At 60.8% G+C, this 18,399-nt stretch carries 11 protein-coding genes; 1 reads left to right on the top strand and 10 read right to left on the bottom strand.

All coding sequences use genetic code 11. The features are described from left to right. Positions 1–82 precede the first annotated feature (82 nt). Complete coding sequence (locus tag QOM10_RS13990) at positions 83–307, top strand: YgdI/YgdR family lipoprotein (RefSeq protein ID WP_122600478.1); 225 nt, start codon at positions 83–85, stop codon at positions 305–307. Positions 308–452: 145 nt separating this feature from the next. Here QOM10_RS13990 and QOM10_RS13985 read toward each other — a convergent pair whose 3' ends face one another. From QOM10_RS13985 to QOM10_RS13940, 10 genes are all read right to left on the bottom strand, one after another. After that, the gene (locus QOM10_RS13985) at positions 453–827 is read right to left on the bottom strand and encodes a hypothetical protein (RefSeq protein ID WP_127927391.1); all 375 of its coding nucleotides are present in this window, start codon (positions 825–827) and stop codon (positions 453–455) included. Positions 828–1,067: 240 nt separating this feature from the next. Beyond that, entirely contained in the window at positions 1,068–2,921 is a 1,854-nt protein-coding gene (locus tag QOM10_RS13980) for a polyurethanase (RefSeq protein WP_316918299.1), read from the bottom strand. Positions 2,922–3,120: 199 nt separating this feature from the next. Next, positions 3,121–4,809: a polyurethanase gene (locus tag QOM10_RS13975; protein ID WP_150751489.1), complete on the bottom strand. Its 1,689-nt coding sequence runs from the start codon at positions 4,807–4,809 to the stop codon at positions 3,121–3,123. A gap of 58 nt (positions 4,810–4,867) precedes the next feature. Next, the gene (locus QOM10_RS13970) at positions 4,868–7,945 is read right to left on the bottom strand and encodes an autotransporter domain-containing protein (protein WP_316918298.1); all 3,078 of its coding nucleotides are present in this window, start codon (positions 7,943–7,945) and stop codon (positions 4,868–4,870) included. A 168-nt stretch (positions 7,946–8,113) separates the two neighbouring features. Next, the gene (locus QOM10_RS13965) at positions 8,114–11,065 is read right to left on the bottom strand and encodes an autotransporter domain-containing protein (protein WP_316918297.1); all 2,952 of its coding nucleotides are present in this window, start codon (positions 11,063–11,065) and stop codon (positions 8,114–8,116) included. A gap of 297 nt (positions 11,066–11,362) precedes the next feature. Continuing rightward, positions 11,363–12,733 carry a TolC family outer membrane protein gene (locus QOM10_RS13960; RefSeq protein ID WP_150751492.1) on the bottom strand — a complete coding sequence of 457 codons (1,371 nt, stop codon included), beginning with the start codon at positions 12,731–12,733 and terminating at the stop codon, positions 11,363–11,365. A 2-nt stretch (positions 12,734–12,735) separates the two neighbouring features. Continuing rightward, on the bottom strand, positions 12,736–14,085 hold the full coding sequence (locus QOM10_RS13955) for an HlyD family type I secretion periplasmic adaptor subunit (RefSeq protein ID WP_116255491.1): 1,350 nt from the start codon (positions 14,083–14,085) through the stop codon (positions 12,736–12,738). Next, positions 14,082–15,857, bottom strand: coding sequence for a type I secretion system permease/ATPase (locus QOM10_RS13950; protein WP_316918296.1), 1,776 nt, complete (start codon positions 15,855–15,857; stop codon positions 14,082–14,084). Before QOM10_RS13950 ends, QOM10_RS13955 begins: the two co-directional genes overlap by 4 nt. Before the next feature lie 203 nt (positions 15,858–16,060). Further along, on the bottom strand, positions 16,061–16,489 hold the full coding sequence (locus QOM10_RS13945; protein ID WP_316918295.1) for an AprI/Inh family metalloprotease inhibitor: 429 nt from the start codon (positions 16,487–16,489) through the stop codon (positions 16,061–16,063). Between the two features lie 93 nt (positions 16,490–16,582). Next, a complete protein-coding gene (locus QOM10_RS13940) occupies positions 16,583–18,028 on the bottom strand; it encodes a serralysin family metalloprotease (protein WP_150751493.1) in 1,446 nt (481 codons plus the stop codon). Between the last annotated feature and the right edge of the window lie 371 nt (positions 18,029–18,399).

Here is an 18,399-nt window from a genome sequence, read left to right as displayed (position 1 = left end):
CTTTTCTCACGGAGATAGCACCAACCGCGTTAGAAGGCCGACAATGCTCGGCATCACATCGAATGAGGATTTAGAAGTGGGTATGAAAATCAAGTCACTGGGCATCCCTTTCGCCATCGTCGCCGCGCTGGCACTGGCCGGTTGCTCGACGCCGACGGTAGTCACTCTGCAGAACGGCACCCAGTATCTGACCAAGGACATGCCGAAAACCAAAACCAAGGACGGCTTCTATGAGTTCGAGGATATTTCCGGGGCCAAGGTGAAGGTCCGCGCCGATGAAGTCGCCACGGTGCGCGAAGAAGACTAGGTTTCGCTCGTTCCCACGCTCCGCGTCGATCGTTCCCACGCTCCGCGTGGGAATGCAGCCCGGGACGCTCCGCGTCCCTTCAAAGCCGAACGCGGAGCGTCCGTTGAGGCATTCCTTTGCTGCGCGTGGGAACGATCATTGAGTGTTATTCAAAGGTCGGCATACCGGGAATGCTGCCGTCACAAGGCATGTACGTGCCGCCCCGCTTGACCACTTCTCCCTGCAAACGCCGGCAGCGTTCCAGATCCTGCTGCGCCATGCGATCGATGCTCAGATTGCCGGTGGTCTGCGGCTGCTTGCCGTCACCCAGGCGCAGGGTCACGAACGGTTGTTCGGGCTGAATCTGAAAGCGGCTCTTCTCTTCAACCGGCTCGACCGCCTCGGTTTTCGGCGGACTCGGCAGTTGGTCGGTGGTGATGCCGTAACGGCTCAGAATCGAACTTTGAGGCAGATCGGCCCAGACATTGGCCGAACACAGCGCCAGTGCAACGAACCCGACATACCCCTTGAAACCTTTCACGTTTGAATCTCCTGTACTCAATGGCGGCTAGCTATAGAACGTGTGTGCACGTGCTGGCTTTAGGCCGCATTTCCTGTTTTCGCAGGGGTTTGAGTCAGAGAATGGCTGTCGAGTCACTTTTAAACCGCGTTATCGTTATTCGCGAGCAGGCTCGCTCCCACAGGGGATTTGTAAACGACACAGATCCAGTGTGGGAGCGAGCTTGCTCGCGAAAGGGCCCTTACCGGCGCCCCATCAACCTCAGGCGATCACAACACCCTCAGCACTCAGGCTATTCAGCGACACCCCGACCAACGTCACTGAATCATTGCCAAACGTCAGCACCGTGTCCTGCCCAACGGTGGCGGCATGGGCACGGAAGTCCTCCGCCGGCAACACACCCTGGACACCGAGAAACACCAGTTTGTCGTTGGACGTGTAACCGACCACCCGGTCCTGCCCGAACGCCCCGTTGAACAGGAACGTATCCGCCCCGCCTCCCGACTCCATCAGGTCGTTGCCGGCGCCGCCAACAAACACGTCGTTGCCCGCGCCACCGATCAGGTGATCGTTACCGTCCAGCCCGAACAACCAGTCGCCACCCGCATGCGCCTTCAACGTATCAGCGCCGCCGGTGCCTTTGACGCTGGATTCGTACGCAGTGACATTGTTGCCGACCTTCAAGCCGCTGGCCGTGACGCTGTGGGTCACATCGTCCTTGAACAAGCCCCAGAGAAACCCCGGTTCTTTGGTGACAATGCTGCCGATGTCGCGGGTGATGCTGATCCCGCCGTTGGCGTCGCGCACGTAGAGATTGCCGGCGCCGTCATTGGCGAAGTCGAAGTTCTTCACCGCGCTTTGCAGGTCGAGGGTGTTGCTGCCCTGCCCGCCAAGGATGACGTTGTAGCCACCGCTGTCGCGGAAGGTGTCGTTGCCGGCGCGACCTTCCAGATAATCGTTGCCGCTACCGCCCTGGATCAGGTCATTGGCGTCGCTGCCGATGATGAACGTGCTGCCCTTGTGGGTTTCGGCGTTGCGGTTGAGGTCCTGCACCCAGGTGTTGGCCCGCGCCGGGTCCGAGAGGTTGGCGACAATGATCGTCGAGTCGCGGCTGGTGAGGTCGTAGAATTTTGAGTCGATCACCCGGTTCATGCCGTCGCCATACGCAGTCGGCAAGTGCGAGATCCAGGTGGGAATGTTGAGGATCGAGTACGGCAGCAGATTCCACGCGGTCGAGGCGTAATGATCGTTGAAACTGACGATGTTGTCGGTGGCAGACTCTTTGGGCGCATCGTGCACGCCGACGGAGGCGCCGGTGAAGGTCGAACCGTCGAGGGCGCGGAACACCGGGTCGTTTTCGTAGCCGACGTTGAGCACTTTGTCGGTGCTGCTCTGGGTTGGCGAGGCGTAGGCGATGTAGTTGGAATCGGCGAAGAAACCGCCCCACTTGCCGCCGCTCAAATCGGCCATGCTGTTGACCGCCAGGCCGCCGAGGCTGTGGCCACTGACCAGTACGTCCTTGCCGCTGAGACCGTTGGCCTTGGCAAACGCCACCACATCATTGAGCAGATTGCCGAAGGCTTCGCCGACGTAGTTCTTGGCGTAATCCTTGGGGCCGAAGGCGGCGAGCAGGTCGTTGATCACGTCGCCAATGGAGTCGAGGATCAGGTTTTCCCGTGGGCCGCTGGTGCCGCGAAAGGCAATGCCGAGTTCGGTGAGATGGCCCAGGGCGTCGTACTTGCCGAGAATTTCCACTTGCGCGGTGGTGTAACCGGCCTTCTCGCCGAAGAAGGTTCCCCGCGCGTCGGTCTTGCCGTCGTAGCCCAGTTGCGAGGCGGTGATCGGCGTCCAGCCGGCCTGTTTCACGGCGTCGAGGGCGAGTTTTTCCGAGTCGGGGTTCCACGGAATGCCGGGAATAACCCCTTGTGAATCGGTGCCGCCGAGCAGCGCCGTGACCAGCGTGGCGGGCAGGCCGAGGCCGAAACCGTTGTGCTGATAACCGGCGGCAAAGCCGTTATCGAGGTTGTGGTAGGAATACAGCGTGATCGCCATGGCATCGCTGAACAACGCCTTGGAATCGGCTGTGCCGAAGTTCTTGTAGTCATACACACCCATTGCTATTGCCTCTCTCTTGTTGGAATTGTTAGAGATAGCTCACAGCCAGGGCGCCCCACGGGGACGCCCCGGAGCATTTCAGTACTACTTACTGCTGTTTTTACTGTGGGAGCGAGCCTGCTCGCGAAGGCGGGGTGTCAGGTACGAAGACTTCAACTGACACTACGTATTCGCGAGCAGGCTCGCTCCCACATTGGATCTACGCGAACATGAAACTGGAGTCCGACAGGTTAGCCACTCCCACCCCGATCAGGGTCACGGCATAGTCGCCAATCTTCAGCACGGTATCGCTGCCGGTCTGCGACGCGTGTTGCTTGTAGTCGTAGCCCTGCCCCGCGCCTTCGACGCCCATGAACACCAGTTTGTCGCTGCCCTGATAACCGTTGATGGCATCGAAACCAAACGCGCCGCTGAACAGGAAGGTGTTGTTGCCACCCACTGCCGTCATCACGTCGTTACCGGCGCCGCCGACGAAGGTCACATGGCCCTTGTCGCTGATCAGCTTGTCATCGCCACCGAGGCCGAATAGCCAGTCGCCGTCGGCCGTGGCGTGCAGCGCATTGCCGTAGCCATCGCCGCTGAGCGAGTGGTTGTACTGGGTCAGCTCGCTGCCGTTGGTCAAACCCTTGGCGGTGACGCCCCAGGTGATTTCCTTGCTGCCCCACCACGACCCCGACTCCTTGCTCACCAGCGCGCCGATGTCGCGGGTCATGCTGATGCCGCCGTAAGCGTCGCGCACGTACAGCGTGCCGTCACCGTCGTTGGCGAAGCTGAAGTTCTGCAGCGGTTTCTGCAGTTCGAAGGTGTTATGCCCTTGGCCGCCGAGCAGAATGTTGTAGCCGCCGTCGTCCCGGAAACGGTCATCGCCGCCCAGGCCTTCGAGGAAGTCGTTACCCGCGCCGCCCTTGAGCCAGTCGTTGCTCTGCGTGCCGATGATGAAGGTGCTGCCGGTGTGCGGCTCGCCGCTACGGCCGAGATCCTCAACCCAGGTCTTGCCGCGAGACGCTTCTTCCAGATTGGAGACGATGATCGTCGAGTCTTTATGCGTCAGGTTGTAGAACTTCGAATCGATGACCCGATTCAAGCCATCGGCATACCCCAACGAGCTGTGGGCCGACCAGTTCAGCGGATTGACGATGCTGAACGGCACCAGGTTCTGCGCGGTGGAAGCGTAGTTGTCGTTGAAGTTGACGATGTTGTCGGTGGTCGAATCGTGGGGCTTGTCGTGCTTGCCCATCGACGCGCTGCTGAACGTGGTGCCGTCGAGCACGCGGAACACCGGGTCGTTCTCGAAACCGATGTTCAGCACGTTATTGCCGGTGCTGCTCTGGGTTGGCGAGGCGAAGGTGATGTAGTTGGCGTCCTTGAAGAAGCCGCCCCAGTTGCTCGCGCTCAGCTCGGCCACGCTGTTGACCCCGAGCCCGCCGAGGCTGTGGCCGCTGAGCAGCACGTCCTTGGCACCGATGCCGTTGGCAATGGCGAACGCGGCGACAGCCTTGAGCAGATTGTCGAAGGCGTTTTTCGCGTAGTTGCTCGCGTAATCCGAAGGCCCGATGGCGGCCAGCAGGTTGTTTTTCAGGTCGCCGAAAGTATCGCTGTAACCCAGCCCGCCGGTGCCGCGAAAGGCCACGCCGATGCCAATCAACTTGCCGGCAGCGTCGTATTTGCCGAGCACTTCGGCTTCGGCGCTGGTGAAGCCGTCCTTCTCGCCAAAGAACGTGCCTTGTGGCCCGACCTTGCCCTGATAGCCCAGCGCCGTCGCCGTGACCGGCGCCCAAGCGGTGGCCGGCAACGGTTTGCCGGTCGGCGTGTAGGCATACAGCGTCAGTGCGATGGCGTCGCTGTACAACGCTTTGCCATCGGCATTTTTATAATCGAACAGTCCCATGTTGTGCTCTCTCTTCCTTCAAATGACTGGCAGCTCTTTGCAGAGCTGCCAGCACGCCTTAGAACTGCCAGTCGAGGGTCAGACCCACACCGTGGTCTTTCTCGTTGCTACCGATCAGTCCGTTGTAATCCAGGTTCACCCGCACATCGCGGTTGAGCGCCAGACCCGCGCGTACGCCGACCACCGCGGCATCGCGATCCATCGACACGCCCTGCACAGTGAACGCGCTGTTGCCATTGGCGAAGGCCAGATGGCTGTCGGCATCGACGTTGTTCAGGTTGTGCTGCCAACCGAGGCTCGCACCCAGCTCCAGCTGCTGCTGATCCGACAAGGCGAACGAACGCTTGGCGCGCACGCCGAGGGTCGACAGCACCACATCGCGGTTGTCCTCACCCCCCTTCAACGCTGCAGCATCACCCTTCTCGGTGAAGCTTTCGGTATTGAGGTGCACGTAAGACAGATTGGCGAACGGCTCCAGGTTCATCGGTTGCAGGCCCAGATCATAAGCGGCCTCGGTGAACACTTGCGTGGTTGCGGCATCGTGCTTGGTTTTTTGTTTACTGCTGACGTCCCCGAACTGCAGGTCACGTTTGACGTCGACACGGTGCCAGCTATAGGCGCCACCGACGGTCAGACGCAGCGCATCGATCTGATGCCCCAGGTACGCACCCAAGTGGTAGCTGTCGACCGACGCCGACGAATGCGTGCCGCTGCCCATGCTCAACGAGCTGTCGCTATAACCGGTAACGAAACCCAGACGGGTATCTTCAGCGATCAAGCCATCGACACCGGCCAGCAAGCCACCGATGGAACTGTTGGAATCGGCATTGTCATGCCCGCCATCGCTCTTGCCCCACGAACCCAAGACCTTGACCCAAGCGTTGCTGCGCTCATCAGTCGGTGCGCCGGCATTGAACAGGTCACGCTCACGCAGACGCTCGCCCACCGCTTCACGCAGGTAACGGCTGTCGTTGATCAGCATCGTGCCAATGGCCGGATGGATCTCGCCGGACAACTGTTGGAAGGCTTGCTGCGCCGACGCCGCATTCGGCGACAGCAACAGGGTTTCGAACAGCGCATTGCCAGCGCCCAGACGCTCAGCCGCAGCGCCCACGGCGCGTTGGTTCGGTGTCAAACCGACGCTGGCGAACGAGGCATCGTTACGCCCGACTGCCAACTGGATGCCAGTGGCCGAGTACGCCAGCGTGCCGCCGAGGAAGGCGTAATCCGGCAACACCTGACCGAAGCGTCCTTCGATGCCGCCCGCCGCTTGCAGGATGTTGTACTGAGTGCCGAGCAGGCTTTGCACTTCGTTGGTGGTCAACAGGGTCGGACTGTTTTCCAGCGACATGCTCACCGTGGCGCCTTCAATCACGGCTTTGCCGGTAGCGATGATCTGATCGCTGCTGGTCGGCGACAGCTCTACGGCGTAGGTCGAACCCGGTGCAAAGGTCACGTCACCGGCCACGTTCAGGGTGCCGATGGAGTTACCCGGTGCGACCGTACCGCCGCTGTTCACCGACAGCGCGCCGATGTGGCCATTGCCGCCGAGGATACCGCCGTCATTCACCGTCACCGCCGATTGCAGCGAACCGTTGATGGCCAGGCGGCCCTGATTGACCAAGGTCGGGCCGCTGTAAGTGTTGTTGCCGGTCAGCACCAGCGTGCCGATACCTTGCTTGGTCAAACCGCCGTGACCGGAAATGTCATTGCGCCAGGTATCGAGGCCGCAAGTGATGTCGGTGCACACGCGCTCGGTCGGTTTGCCCTGATCGATGATCGCGCCGATGCCCGGCAGATCCGCGACAAACTGGCCGGAACCGTAAGCGCCGTCGATACGGAATTCCGCCGGAATGTCCTGCTCGGTAACGAACATCGACGGGCCGTCGATGCCCTTGCGCAGGTTGATCATGCCCCAGCCGTACAAAGCGTCGATGCCCGGCGCGCCGAGATCGGTGGCGGTGGTGCGCAAGACCGTGGCGACTTGATCACCAGTCATGTACGGGAAGCGCTCCATCAGCACCGCCATGGAACCGGCCACGTGTGGCGCGGCCATCGAGGTGCCGTTGTAATTTTTGTAGCCGGTGGTGAGGTTGTCGGCGTTGGTGCCTTCGATGATCGCGCTGAAGATCTTCGTGCCCGGCGCCGAGACGCAGAAACTCGCGGTGTAGCCGCAGCGCGAAGAGAACGTACTCATGATGTACGGGTTGGCGCTGGCCAGGTCCGGGTTCTGCTGCAACGCGGCGACGGTGATCCAGTTCGGCGCGATGTCTGGAACGAAATAGCCGAGGCCGGCGATGGCGTCCGGGTTGTTGAGGTTGTAGTCGTTACCGGCGGCGAAGATCGTGACGATGCCGCTGCGCGCGGCGGCAATAGCGCCGTCGTAGGCGCCACCGGGTTTGGTGCCGAGCAGTGTGCGGATTTCGTTGAACTGCAACTGCGCGTCGTTGACGGTGAAATGCGGGTACGCCGGATCGCGGCCGCCGAGGTCGAAACGGTCAGTGATGCCGATGCCCCAACTGTTGTTGATGATGCGCGCGCCGCTGGCGATCAGTGCATCCCAACCGGCCTTGTACACCGCGCCGTCGTTGCCGCGAACAATGCCGTCCTCCGGGCCCGGGTCGCCGTTGTCGGCGCTGATGATCTGCGCACCGAACGCCACGCCGTGCATCGGCCCGCCGTCGCGACTGCCGGCGGCGATACCGCCGACGTGGGTGCCGTGGGCGCCGAGTTTGCCGTCGGAGCCGACCGAGGGCGAACCGTCATAGCGGAACGCATCGCCGGCTTTGACCGGGATGTACGGGTCGGTGTATTCGCGAATCCCGCTGGTGACCAGAGTGACGACTTTATTGCTGCCGGAAAACTCCGGGTGCGCGGCATACACTGGCTGGTCAAAGATCCCCAGTTTCACGCCTTTGCCGGTATAACCGGCGGCGTAAGCGTGATCGGCACCGATCGCGCCCAAGCCCCAATCGGCCTGAAACTCGGCACTGCGCCAACTCGACGGATCGCCCGTGCGACCGCTCTCCACGTAGGGCACGGCGTGGGCTGTACCGATGGCACAGAGCACGGCGAGCGTGAGGGTTTTCAGGGCAAAGCGGCCACCCGTTTGCGCGGGGGTATTGTTGTTATTCATCCAGCGACCTTCCTTAGTGATGTTGCGAAAAATCCTGATCGTTGCCACTGAGGGCGATGATCGTTCCCACGCTCCGCGTGGGAATGCCTCTAGGGACGCTCTGCGTCCAGTGACGCGGAGCGTCACGGGCTGCATTCCCACGCAGAGCGTGGGAACGATCAGCGTGGGTTAGAACTGCCAGTTAAGGCTCAGGCCGACGCCATGGCTTTTCTCGCGACTGGCCAGTTGTCCGTTGTAATCAAGGTTGACGCGCACGTCTTTGCTCAACGCGAGGCTCGCCTGCACGCCGACCAGCGCGGCATCGCGTACCAGCGCCGAACTCTCCACCGCGTACGGCGTACCGCCGCTGGCAAAGCGCAGATGCTGTTCGGAGTCGATGTCGCTCAGGCTGTGCTGCCAGCCGAGGTGGCCGCTGACGTCGAGTGATTGCGCAGGCGAAAGATTGAAGGTCTTGATCGCCCGCACGCCGAGGGTGCTCAGCACGGCGTCACGTTGATCGCCCGAACTTTTCAGCGCGGCCGCGTCGCCCTTCTCGGTCAAGCCTTCAGTGTCCAGATGCACGTAGGCCAGGTTGGCGAACGGTTCCAGCGCCAATGGTTGCAGGTGCAAGCGATAAGCCGCTTCGCCGAACACTTGCGTGGTCGCTGCATCCACCTTGGCTTTCTGTTTGCCGCTGATGTCGCCGTATTGCAGATCGCGTTTCACATCGGCGCGATGCCAGCTGTACGCCGCGCCGGTGCTCAAGCGCCAGGCGCCGATTTCACGGCCGGCGTACGCGCCGAGGTGATAGCTGTCGACCTTGGCCGAGGAATGCGTGCCCGAACCCATGCTCAGCGAACTGTCGCTGTAACCGGTGACCAGACCGATGCGGGTCTGCTCGTCCAGCGCGCCATCGACACCGGCCAGCAATCCGCCAATCGAAGTGTTGTAGCCCGCCGTGTCGTGACTCGAATCGGTCGTGCCCCATGCCCCGAGAGCCTTGATCCAGCCGTTGCTTTGCGCAGCCGTTGTGTCGTGCAGACGCTCGCCCACCGCGTCGCGCAACTGGCGGCTGTCATTGATCAGCATCGAACTCAACGCCGGGTAGATCTCGCCGCTCAACTGCTGGAACGCTTGTCGCGCCGAAGCCGCGTCGGGTGAACGCAACAGGCTTTCGAACACCGAGTTACCCGCGCCCAGACCTTCAACGGCAACGGCCACCGAGCGCTGATTCGGCGTTTGCCCGACGCTGGCGAAGGTTGTCGAGTTACGTTCGATATCGAGCTGAATACCGGTGGCGGCGTAGTCGAGGCTGCCGCCGATAAACACATAATTCGGCAGCACCGCACCGAACTGGCCCTGAATGCCGCCGGCCGCTTGCAGGATGTCGTACTGGCGCCCGAGCAGGCTTTGCGCCTCGGTGGTGCTGAGCAGCGTCGGGCTGTTTTCCAGCGACAGGCTGACGGTGGCGCCGCTGATATTGGCGGTGCCACCGGCGACGATGCGGTCGCTGCTGGTCGGTGACAGTTCAACGGCGTAAGTCGAACCGGGCGCGAAGGTCACGTCACCGGCCACATTCAGCGTACCGATGGAGTTGCCCGGCGCCACGCGAGCGCCGCTGTTGGCGGTCAGCGCGCCGATCCGCCCGGAACCGCCGAGGGTGCCGCTGTCGTTCACCGTGACAGCGGAAGTCAGCGAACCGTTGACCGTCAGCAAACCGCCATTGACCGTAGTTGCGCCGCGATAGGTGTTGTCACCGGAGAGGATCAACTGCCCGCCGCCGGATTTGATCAGGCTGCCCTGATACACCCGGCTCGCCACCGCTGCATCACGGGCAGTGCCGACCGCGTAGTCGGTCTGATCCTGTTGGCTGGCGCCTGCGGGAACGCCATTCTGCCAGCCCTTGTCTTGCAGGGTTTGCTGCCAGGCATTGTGCTCGGCGAGGTCTTCGGCCTGACGCTGAATCAGCGCCTTGTCGGAGATGTCATTGCTCCAGACATCGCGCTGCCCTGCCCCCAGGCTGGCATCAAACGCACCGAGCAATTGCCCCGGCCCGCGCATCGCCCGATTCAGATTGGCCACGCCCCAGCCGACTCGGTCAGTCGGCGCATCGGTGACCGAGCCATCCAGTTGCGTGGCGGTGGTCAGCAGCACTTCGAGGGCCTGCTGATTGTTCATGTACGGATAGCGTTCCATCACCAACGCCAGCGCACCGGTCGCATGCGGCGCCGACATCGAGGTGCCGGATTTGATCGCGTAACCGCCACCGGGAATGGTGCTGTCGATCTTCGCCCCCGGCGTGGTGATGCACCAGTATTTGGCGAGGCCGCACTGGTTGTACTTCTGCTGATTGCTCTGATCGAGGCCCGACACGGCCAGCCAGTGACCTTCCAGATCCGGCTGAAAATACGGCAACGCCGAACGCACGCTGGCATTCGGGTAGCCGCTGTTGCCGGCGCTGAACACGTTGATCACACCGCGTCGGGACACATCGGCGGCGGCATCGAGCCAAGTGCCTTTGTTCCAGTGCTGCGCATAAGCGGCGTGCAGATCAGCCAGTGTGCGGTAGCTGACATCCGGCGGCTGGCTGCCCCAACTGTTGTTGATCGCGCGCACGCCGGCATCGGCCAGGGCGTCATAGACCGCTTTGAAATAGCGCGGATCGGGGTTGGGGCCGAACAGGAAACTGTCGTTCTTGTTGGTGTTGCCGACGTAGATTTGCGCGTTGTACGCCACGCCGTGCATGCCGCTGCCATCGCGCGAGGCGCCCATGGTGCCGACCACGTGGGTGCCGTGGGAATCGTTGTTGGGATTGAGGGTGCCATCGACGTTGAACAGCGAACCGTCGATGTAGCTGCCGCTGGCCTGCACCGGGTGATAACGATCGCTGGCGAATTCCGGGTGGGCGGCATCGAAACCGGAGTCGAGGGCGCCGATTTTCACGCCTTGGCCGGTGATGCCGGCGGCGTAGGCTTGCTCGGCCTGCATGCGGCTCAGGCCCCAGTCGCGGAGGAATTCAGCGCTGCGCCAACTGGCGGGATCGCCGGGTTGGCCGCTTTCGAGGTATTGGGCTTGCGCCTGGGTTGCAGAAATCACAAGCAACAGGGTGCCGACCGAAACCGGCTTGATGCGTACGTCCATGTTCACCACTCACTTTTATTGTTTTATGCAGGTTGTTTTGCGGTGTTGCCTGTTCCCCTCACCCCAGCCCTCTCCCCCAGGAGAGGGAGCCGACCGCGATGTCTTGCGTCTTACATCGACCTGAAGAATCGGGTCGATTATGGATTCGGTGAAGCACATCCTCGCCAAGTGAGAGGGAGCTGACCGAGGTGTCTTGCGTTATTCATCGACCTGAAATGTTGGATTCGCTAGCGTTCGTTCAAGTCGGTGTACTTCTGCAATATCCCCCAATCGGTCCCCTCTCCCCCTGGGAGAGGGTTAGGGTGAGGGCTGTTGAGCGACCACAAAAGCCTCATCCACCCGCGCCAGATCCTGTTCGTTCAAGGTCCCGGCGTAGTAATGCAACTTGGTCCAGGCCATCAAATAGTCGTACCGCGCCTGCGCCAGATCGCGGCGGGTGGTAAACAGTTGCTGCTCGGCGTTCAAGGCGTCGAGGTTGGTCCGTTCGCCACCGAGAATGCTCTGCTTGGTCGACACCACCAGCGCTTCCGCCGAGCTCAATGCCTTCTGATAAGCGCGCAACTTGCTCACTCCGGACAAACAGGCACTGAACTGACGACGCAGTTCGATCAGCGTCTCACGCGTCTTGCCATCAAGCTCGTACTCGGCCTGCTCCATGGTGCGACTGGCCTGACGCGTCGACGCCGAAACCCCACCACCGGCATACAACGGCACGCTGACCTCAAAACCGATGGTGTTGGTCTCGTAGCGCTGGTTGTAGGTGTTGCCGCTTTCCGATTCGTTCTGGCGCATCGACGCGTAAGCACTGACTTTCGGCAGATGCCCGGCGCGATTGCGCTCCACCTCATAACGCGCGACTTCCACGGCCTGACGCTGCGAGGCCAGATTCGGGTTATTGCTTACCGCCATCTCGTGCCAGGTGTCGTAATTGGCCGGCATCAGCGCGAAGGTCTGGAAGTTTGGGCCCAGCGGCGCCAGATCGCCGATATCCACCGCAGGCGTGCCCACCAGCGCACCCAGTTCCCGCAGCGCGGCATCCTGTTCGTTGCGCGCCTCGATCTCTTCGGCGGTCGCCAGTTCATAGCGCGACTCAGCCTCAAGAATATCGGTGCGGGTGCCCTCGCCTTGCTTGAACATGTGCTCGTTCTGCTGGAACTGCTGCTCGTAAGCCTTCTTCTTCGCCTGAGCGATGTCGATCTGGTCCTGCGCAAACAACGCCTTGGTGTAGTTATCCAGCACCCGAACCAGCAATTCCTGGCTCTTGCCGCGAAAATTCTCGTCGGCAAACAACGACTGCGCGACGCCTTTGCGATACGCGGCATAGGCCTCGTAGTCGAGCAACGGTTGTTGCAGCGTCAAGGCCGAGCCATAACTGCTGTAGTTGCGGTCATCGGTACGGTTACGCGCGCGCTCATCCAGAGAGGTGGCTTTCGATGAGTTGCGGCCCTTGTTGTAGGTGTAGCCGATGCGCGGCAGCAATCCGGCACGGCCAATCGCACGGTTTTCCAGGCCGGCGTCACGCTCCTTGATCGCCCCGAGGAATACCGGGTCATTGCGCAACGCCTGTTCGTAGATCTCGAACGGCCCCATGGCCGCTACTGCTGAGTGACTCGCGAGCAGCATCATTGCCGCGCCGAGCAGGGAACGCTTATTCATACAGCCGAACATCCTTATTCCTCGGTCAACGCGGAGCCGGCCCGGTCGAGCAGCGGTTTGAACAGATAGTTGAGGAGTGAACGTTCGCCGGTGCGCACGAACATTTCTGCCGGCATGCCGGGCTTGATCACCAGACCGTTGAGTTTTTCCATGGCCTGATCGCTGACGCTGCTGCGCAACACGTAGTACGGCACGCCGGTTTTCTCATCGACCATCTGGTCGGCGGAAATCAGACTGACTTCACCCGGAACGCGCGGGGTTTTGCTCTGGTTGAAGGCGGTAAACAGGATGTCCACGGGCAGATGCGCGCCGACCTTGTCGATCAGGTTGATCGGCAAGTGCCCTTCCACTTCCAGCCGGGTGCCTTGCGGGACGATTTCCAGCAGGGTTTCACCCTGACGCACCACAGCGCCTTCAGTGTGCACGCCGAGGTTGACTGCCACACCGTCAGCGGTGGCGATGATTTCGCTGTGTTGCAAATCAAAACCGGCGGAAGTCAGTTGCTCCGACAGGGTCACGCTTTTCAGTTGCGCGTCGGCCAGTTGCGTGCGGACTTCCTTCTGGTACTCCTCGGCGTGCTGTTGCAGTTTCAGGCGCGATTCAAGAATGCCCTGCTCCACGCGGCCGCTTTCGCCGGTGTTTTCCGCCAGTTGCTGTTGCACTTGCGACAGTTGCCGCTGGTATTCCATCAAGCGGTTGCGCGGGATGTAGCCGTTGTCCGCCAGCGGTTGCAGGTTGCTGAGCTGTTGTTGCAGCGAGTCGGCTTGGGCGTTGAGGTCGGTACGGGCGCGGCGCATGCCGGCCAGTTGCGCGGTGGCGCCTTCGATGCTCGCGCGCAGCCCGGCCTGCTCGCGGTAGTACGCCTCGCGGCGGCTGCTGAACAGTTGGCGCTGGCCTTCCAGCACCAGTGCCAGACGCGGGTCCGGATCATTGCTCAGCTCGGCCGGAAAGGTCACTTGCTTGAGGTTGTCACGTTCGGCCTGCCAGCGCGCGAGGCTGGCCCAGGCCATACGGTATTGCGCTTGCAGTGACTGCACATCAGCGGCAACTTGCGTCTGATCGAGGCGGAACAGCGGTTGGCCCTGCTTCACGATTTCGCCTTCGCGCACCAGAATCCGGCTGACCACGCCGCTGCTCATCGACTGCACAGCTTTGCGTTTGCCTGACACCACCACGGTGCCTTGCACCGGGATGCCCTGATCCAGCGGGGCCAGAGCGGCCCAAGTGAAGAAACTGCCGGCGCCGACGATCGCCAGAATCCAGCCCATGCGCGCGAAAAACTTCGCATCGCGCTCCGGGCGTTCGGTGATGTAGGCGTGTTCCATGCTCGCTTCGTTTTCAGTGTTCATGCTTGCGCTGCTCATACACCCGAGTTCCTTGTCGAGGGCTGATACTGTCGGCTCATGCTGAGCCCGCCCGGTGCCGGTGCAGCTTTTTCCCGTTGCTGTTCTTGCTGGCCGGAGAGTGCCTTGAGCACGTCCTGACTCGGACCGAAGGCTTGCAGACGCCCGTCATTCAGGACCAGCAATTTGTCGGCTTGGGCCAACACCGAAGAACGGTGCGTCACCAATACCACCGTGGTGCCCTGGGCTTTAAGCGCAGCGATGGCGCTGGCCAATGCCGCTTCACCGACGGTGTCGAGGTTGGAGTTCGGTTCATCCAGCACCACTAGGCTTGGCGTGCCATACATGGAGCGCGCCAGGGCCACGCGCTGTTTCTGGCCGCCGGACAGGCCGCTGCCGTCCTCGCCCAGTTGCGTGTCGTAGCCTTGCGGCAGACGCAGGATCATTTCGTGCACGCCGGCCTGTTGCGCAGCGGCAACGACCTTCTGCGGATCGGCCTCGCTGAAACGCGCGATATTCTCGGCGATGCTGCCACTGAACAACTCGATGTCTTGCGGCAGGTAGCCGATGTACGGGCCAAGGTCATCGCGGTTCCAGCGATGAATGTCCGCGCCATCGAGGCGCACAGTGCCGCCGAGGGTCGGCCAGACACCCACCAGCACGCGGGCCAGGGTCGATTTGCCGGAGCCGGAAGCCCCGAGTACGCCGAGCACTTCGCCGGCATTCAGATTGAAATTGACCATCTGCAGGGTCGCCGCGCGTTGCCCCGGCGGGCCGGCGCTGACCTGTTCGAAGGTGATCTGGCCTTTCGGCGCCGGCAGCGCCATGGCGTCGTCACTCGGCGGGAAGGCTTGCAGCAGCGCATCGAGACGGCGGTAAGCCAGCTTCGCCCCGCTCCACTGCTTCCATACGGCAATCAACTGGTCGATCGGGCTGAGCACGCGGCCCATCAGGATGGAACCGGCGATCATCATTCCGGCGGTCATGTCGCCCTTGATCACCAGCAATGCGCCCAGGCCCAACACCAGCGATTGCAGGCACAGACGCAGGGTTTTACTCACAGAGCTGATCACCGCACCGGTGTCGCTGGCCTGATTCTGCAGACCGAGGAAGCGCGAGTGCACCTGGAACCAGCGCTTGCGCAGGGAACCGAGCATGCCCATCGCCTGAATGGTTTCGGCGTTGTGCAAATGGCTGGTGGCCAACTGGCTGGACTTCTGCGAATAACCGGCGGCTTCGCCCAGCGGCTTTTTGGTCATGTACTCGTTCAGGCACGCCAGCCCTATCAGCAACAGTGCGCCCGCAGTAGCGAGCACGCCGAGCCAGACGTTGAACAGGTAGATCACAAACAGATAGACCGGGAACCACGGCGCATCGAAAAACGCGAACAGCGCAGGCCCGGTGACAAATTGGCGAATGTGCGTCAAATCACCCAGCGACTGCCCGGCGTTGCCCTCGCCTTTGAACAGGTTGCGCTCGAACGCCGCCTGGTAAACACGCAGGTTGAAGCGGCGCTCCAACTGGCTGCCGATGCGGATCACGATAAAGCTGCGCACCACTTCGAGCAGGCCGATAAAGGCGAAGAAACCGACAACCATCAGCGACAGCATCGCCAGGGTCGTTTCGTTCTGCGACGACAGCACCCGGTCATAGACCTGGAGCATATAGATGGAGGGCACCAGCATCAGCACGTTAATCAGTGCGGTAAAGCAGCCGACGCTGATCAGAATGCTTTTATAGTCTCCCAAAGCCTTGAATAACGGAGCGGTGGCTGGGGCCTTCGCCATCTTCATTGATTCTTCCTGAAATGTTCGGTCTCGCCACACTTGGGCGAGGCTTCAATTAATGTTCCGCTTACCTGCGAAAGATGACTTGCAAGTACCCGCTTACACTTTCATAACAACTTGCGTAATTAACAGCGGTGCAGTTGTCATTCGCCGTCTCTTATAACCAGCTTGTGGCGCTTTATATTAAAACTTTGTCGCGGATTCGATAATCAAGGCTGTTTCACTGTGTGCGTTAACGTGATCACCAGACCCGACTTCAAAGTGGTCGAGTAAAGCCCGCCACTTTGTCGGCTGAAGAACTGGATTCTTGAGCCTTCCTTGCCGGTAATCGAGAGGCCGTCCGGATCGGGAAACCAGCCGATCGGGGTTTGCTCAAGCCATGCACCGAGACAGTCGGCCCCTTTGCCCAAGGTCTGATTGGATTCAAGGTCGATCAGACAAGTATTCGAAGGCTTGTCCTGCTGCTTTTGCGCTTCTCGATCATCATCCCGGGTAGACAATGTCGCTTGCCATTGCCCCGCAAACACCGATGGATCTTCGAGTCTGAGGCTGCTTGCCATGCTGGTTTCTCCTGAAATCATGAAGAGCGCCGCCGAGAGCCACGCCGCTACCGTGCAGGTAAAAGCTTTATAGATCATAGGAATATTCGCTCCGGCGTGTAGCCTTGCTTACCTGCCAATACGATGCAAGCAAAGAAAGCGGCGCATCACACGCCGCTTCCCACTGCTACATCACGCCACGATGTCGCTGGTCGCTGCCTGGCCAACGGTGCTGACCTGGAAATCAGCCACGCCGAACCCGGAGAAGTCCACCGACAGCAGGCTGTTGCCACCCGACGACGTCAGGATGGCGTCACCGGCAGCACCGGTGAAGCTGCTGACGAAGTGCAGGCCTGCGCCATTGGTGATGCCGGTCAGGTCGATTTTGTCCAGACCGCTGACGAAATCGAGGATCTGATCGATCGCACCCGGCTTGGAATCGGAACTGGCTGCGAACACAAACGTGTCCGAACCCGCGCCGCCCCACAGTTTGTCAGCACCACCGCCACCCCAGAGGATGTCGTTGCCAGCACCACCCTTGAGCTCGTTGGCCACACTGTTGCCGATCAGCAGATCGTTGCCGGAACCGCCAATGGCGTTCTCGATAATCGCGCCCTTGGCGATGGACACGTTACCGACCATGCCGCCAACGTCAGAGAACGAGGCGTCTTTGAGGTTGATCTTCTGGTTCTGGGTGAAGCCCGAGAAGTCCAGAGTGTCCTTGCCACCCGCGTCCCACACCGAGAACACCACTTTGTCACTCGACGACGAAGCGCTGAGGAAATCGCGGCCAGTGTTGGAGTTGAAGCCGTAGGTGGTGTCACCGGTACGGGTGGTGGTGTTGGCACCGTAGAGCTTCTGGATGGCAGCGATATCGTCCATCAGCGGGCCGGACGAATACGCTTCGACACCGCCCTTGCTGAAGTTCTGATTGGTGTTGCTTTCGCTCCAGTAGCTCATGATGCTGTAGCCGCGGGTGTCTTGCCCGTAGGACGCATCGTTGTAGGTCGGGTTGCCATTGCCGGCGTTGTAGTCGCCAGGGTGAGCGAGACCCAGGCTGTGGCCGATTTCGTGCGTCAGGGTCTGACGGCCGTAGTTGTTCAGATCCGGGTTCTTGTTCTGCGTGTAGCCACTGTTGATCAGGTACCACGAGGTGCCGTCATAACCGGCGCCGGTGCCTGGCAGATACGCGAACGCTGCAGCGCCATCCTGGCCACCGCTGTAGTTGCCGAAGGTCATGTGGCCGTCACCGCCCGAGGCTTTCTCGGTGAAGGTCACGTTAGCCACGTCAGCCCAGGATTGCATGGCGAGCTTGGCCTGGGATTGTTGTTGTGCACTGAACTGACTGAACCCGCTGATCCCGTGCTTGTTCATCGTGCTGGACGATGCCGAAGTCAGGAACGTATAGGTGAGTTCGATCTTGCCGCTGCCGTCCTTGTCCTGGTAGGCAGCGCCGTCGCGCAGCAACTGGGTTGCGGCCTGGTCGACGGAGAAGGAGGGTTTGCCATTGACCGTGAGGTTGCCGCCACGATCGTATTGATGGCTGAAGCTATTGATCTGGTTGTACGCCGAGCTGAAGGCAGACAGCTGAAAAGCCTGTTCGGCGGCATCAATAGCATTCGCTTTAACTTTCGACATAAACACACTTCCTTGTTTAGCAATGGAACAGTTTTTGTCCGACAGGACGATCTCTGGCGAGGTCGTCCTATCACTCGCCCAATGAAGGCGTAAGAAACCTGACACAATTTGAAATCTGCCGTAAAGGATTTTTTTGAGATCAAATCGGGCTGTTTCGGGAAACTGCCGTAAACAAAGCGTGCGGGGATGAAAGAATGTTTTAGTTGCGCGGCTTTTGCCTAATTGTCTGACGATTTTCTATTTAAATATTAAATATGGGTAAGTTGTTTTTTGTTAGGCGCGTCTCACTTTGCTGCACTTTATTAGTGCGATGCCAGTGTATTGATATCAACCAGTTAAACGCTGAAAGACATTGTGGGAGCGAGCCTGCT

This window comes from Pseudomonas sp. P108, from assembly GCF_032613195.1.
Classification (GTDB): domain Bacteria; phylum Pseudomonadota; class Gammaproteobacteria; order Pseudomonadales; family Pseudomonadaceae; genus Aquipseudomonas.
The sequence above is the reverse complement of the archived record's forward strand: the minus strand, read 5'-3'. Positions and strand labels throughout refer to the sequence as shown.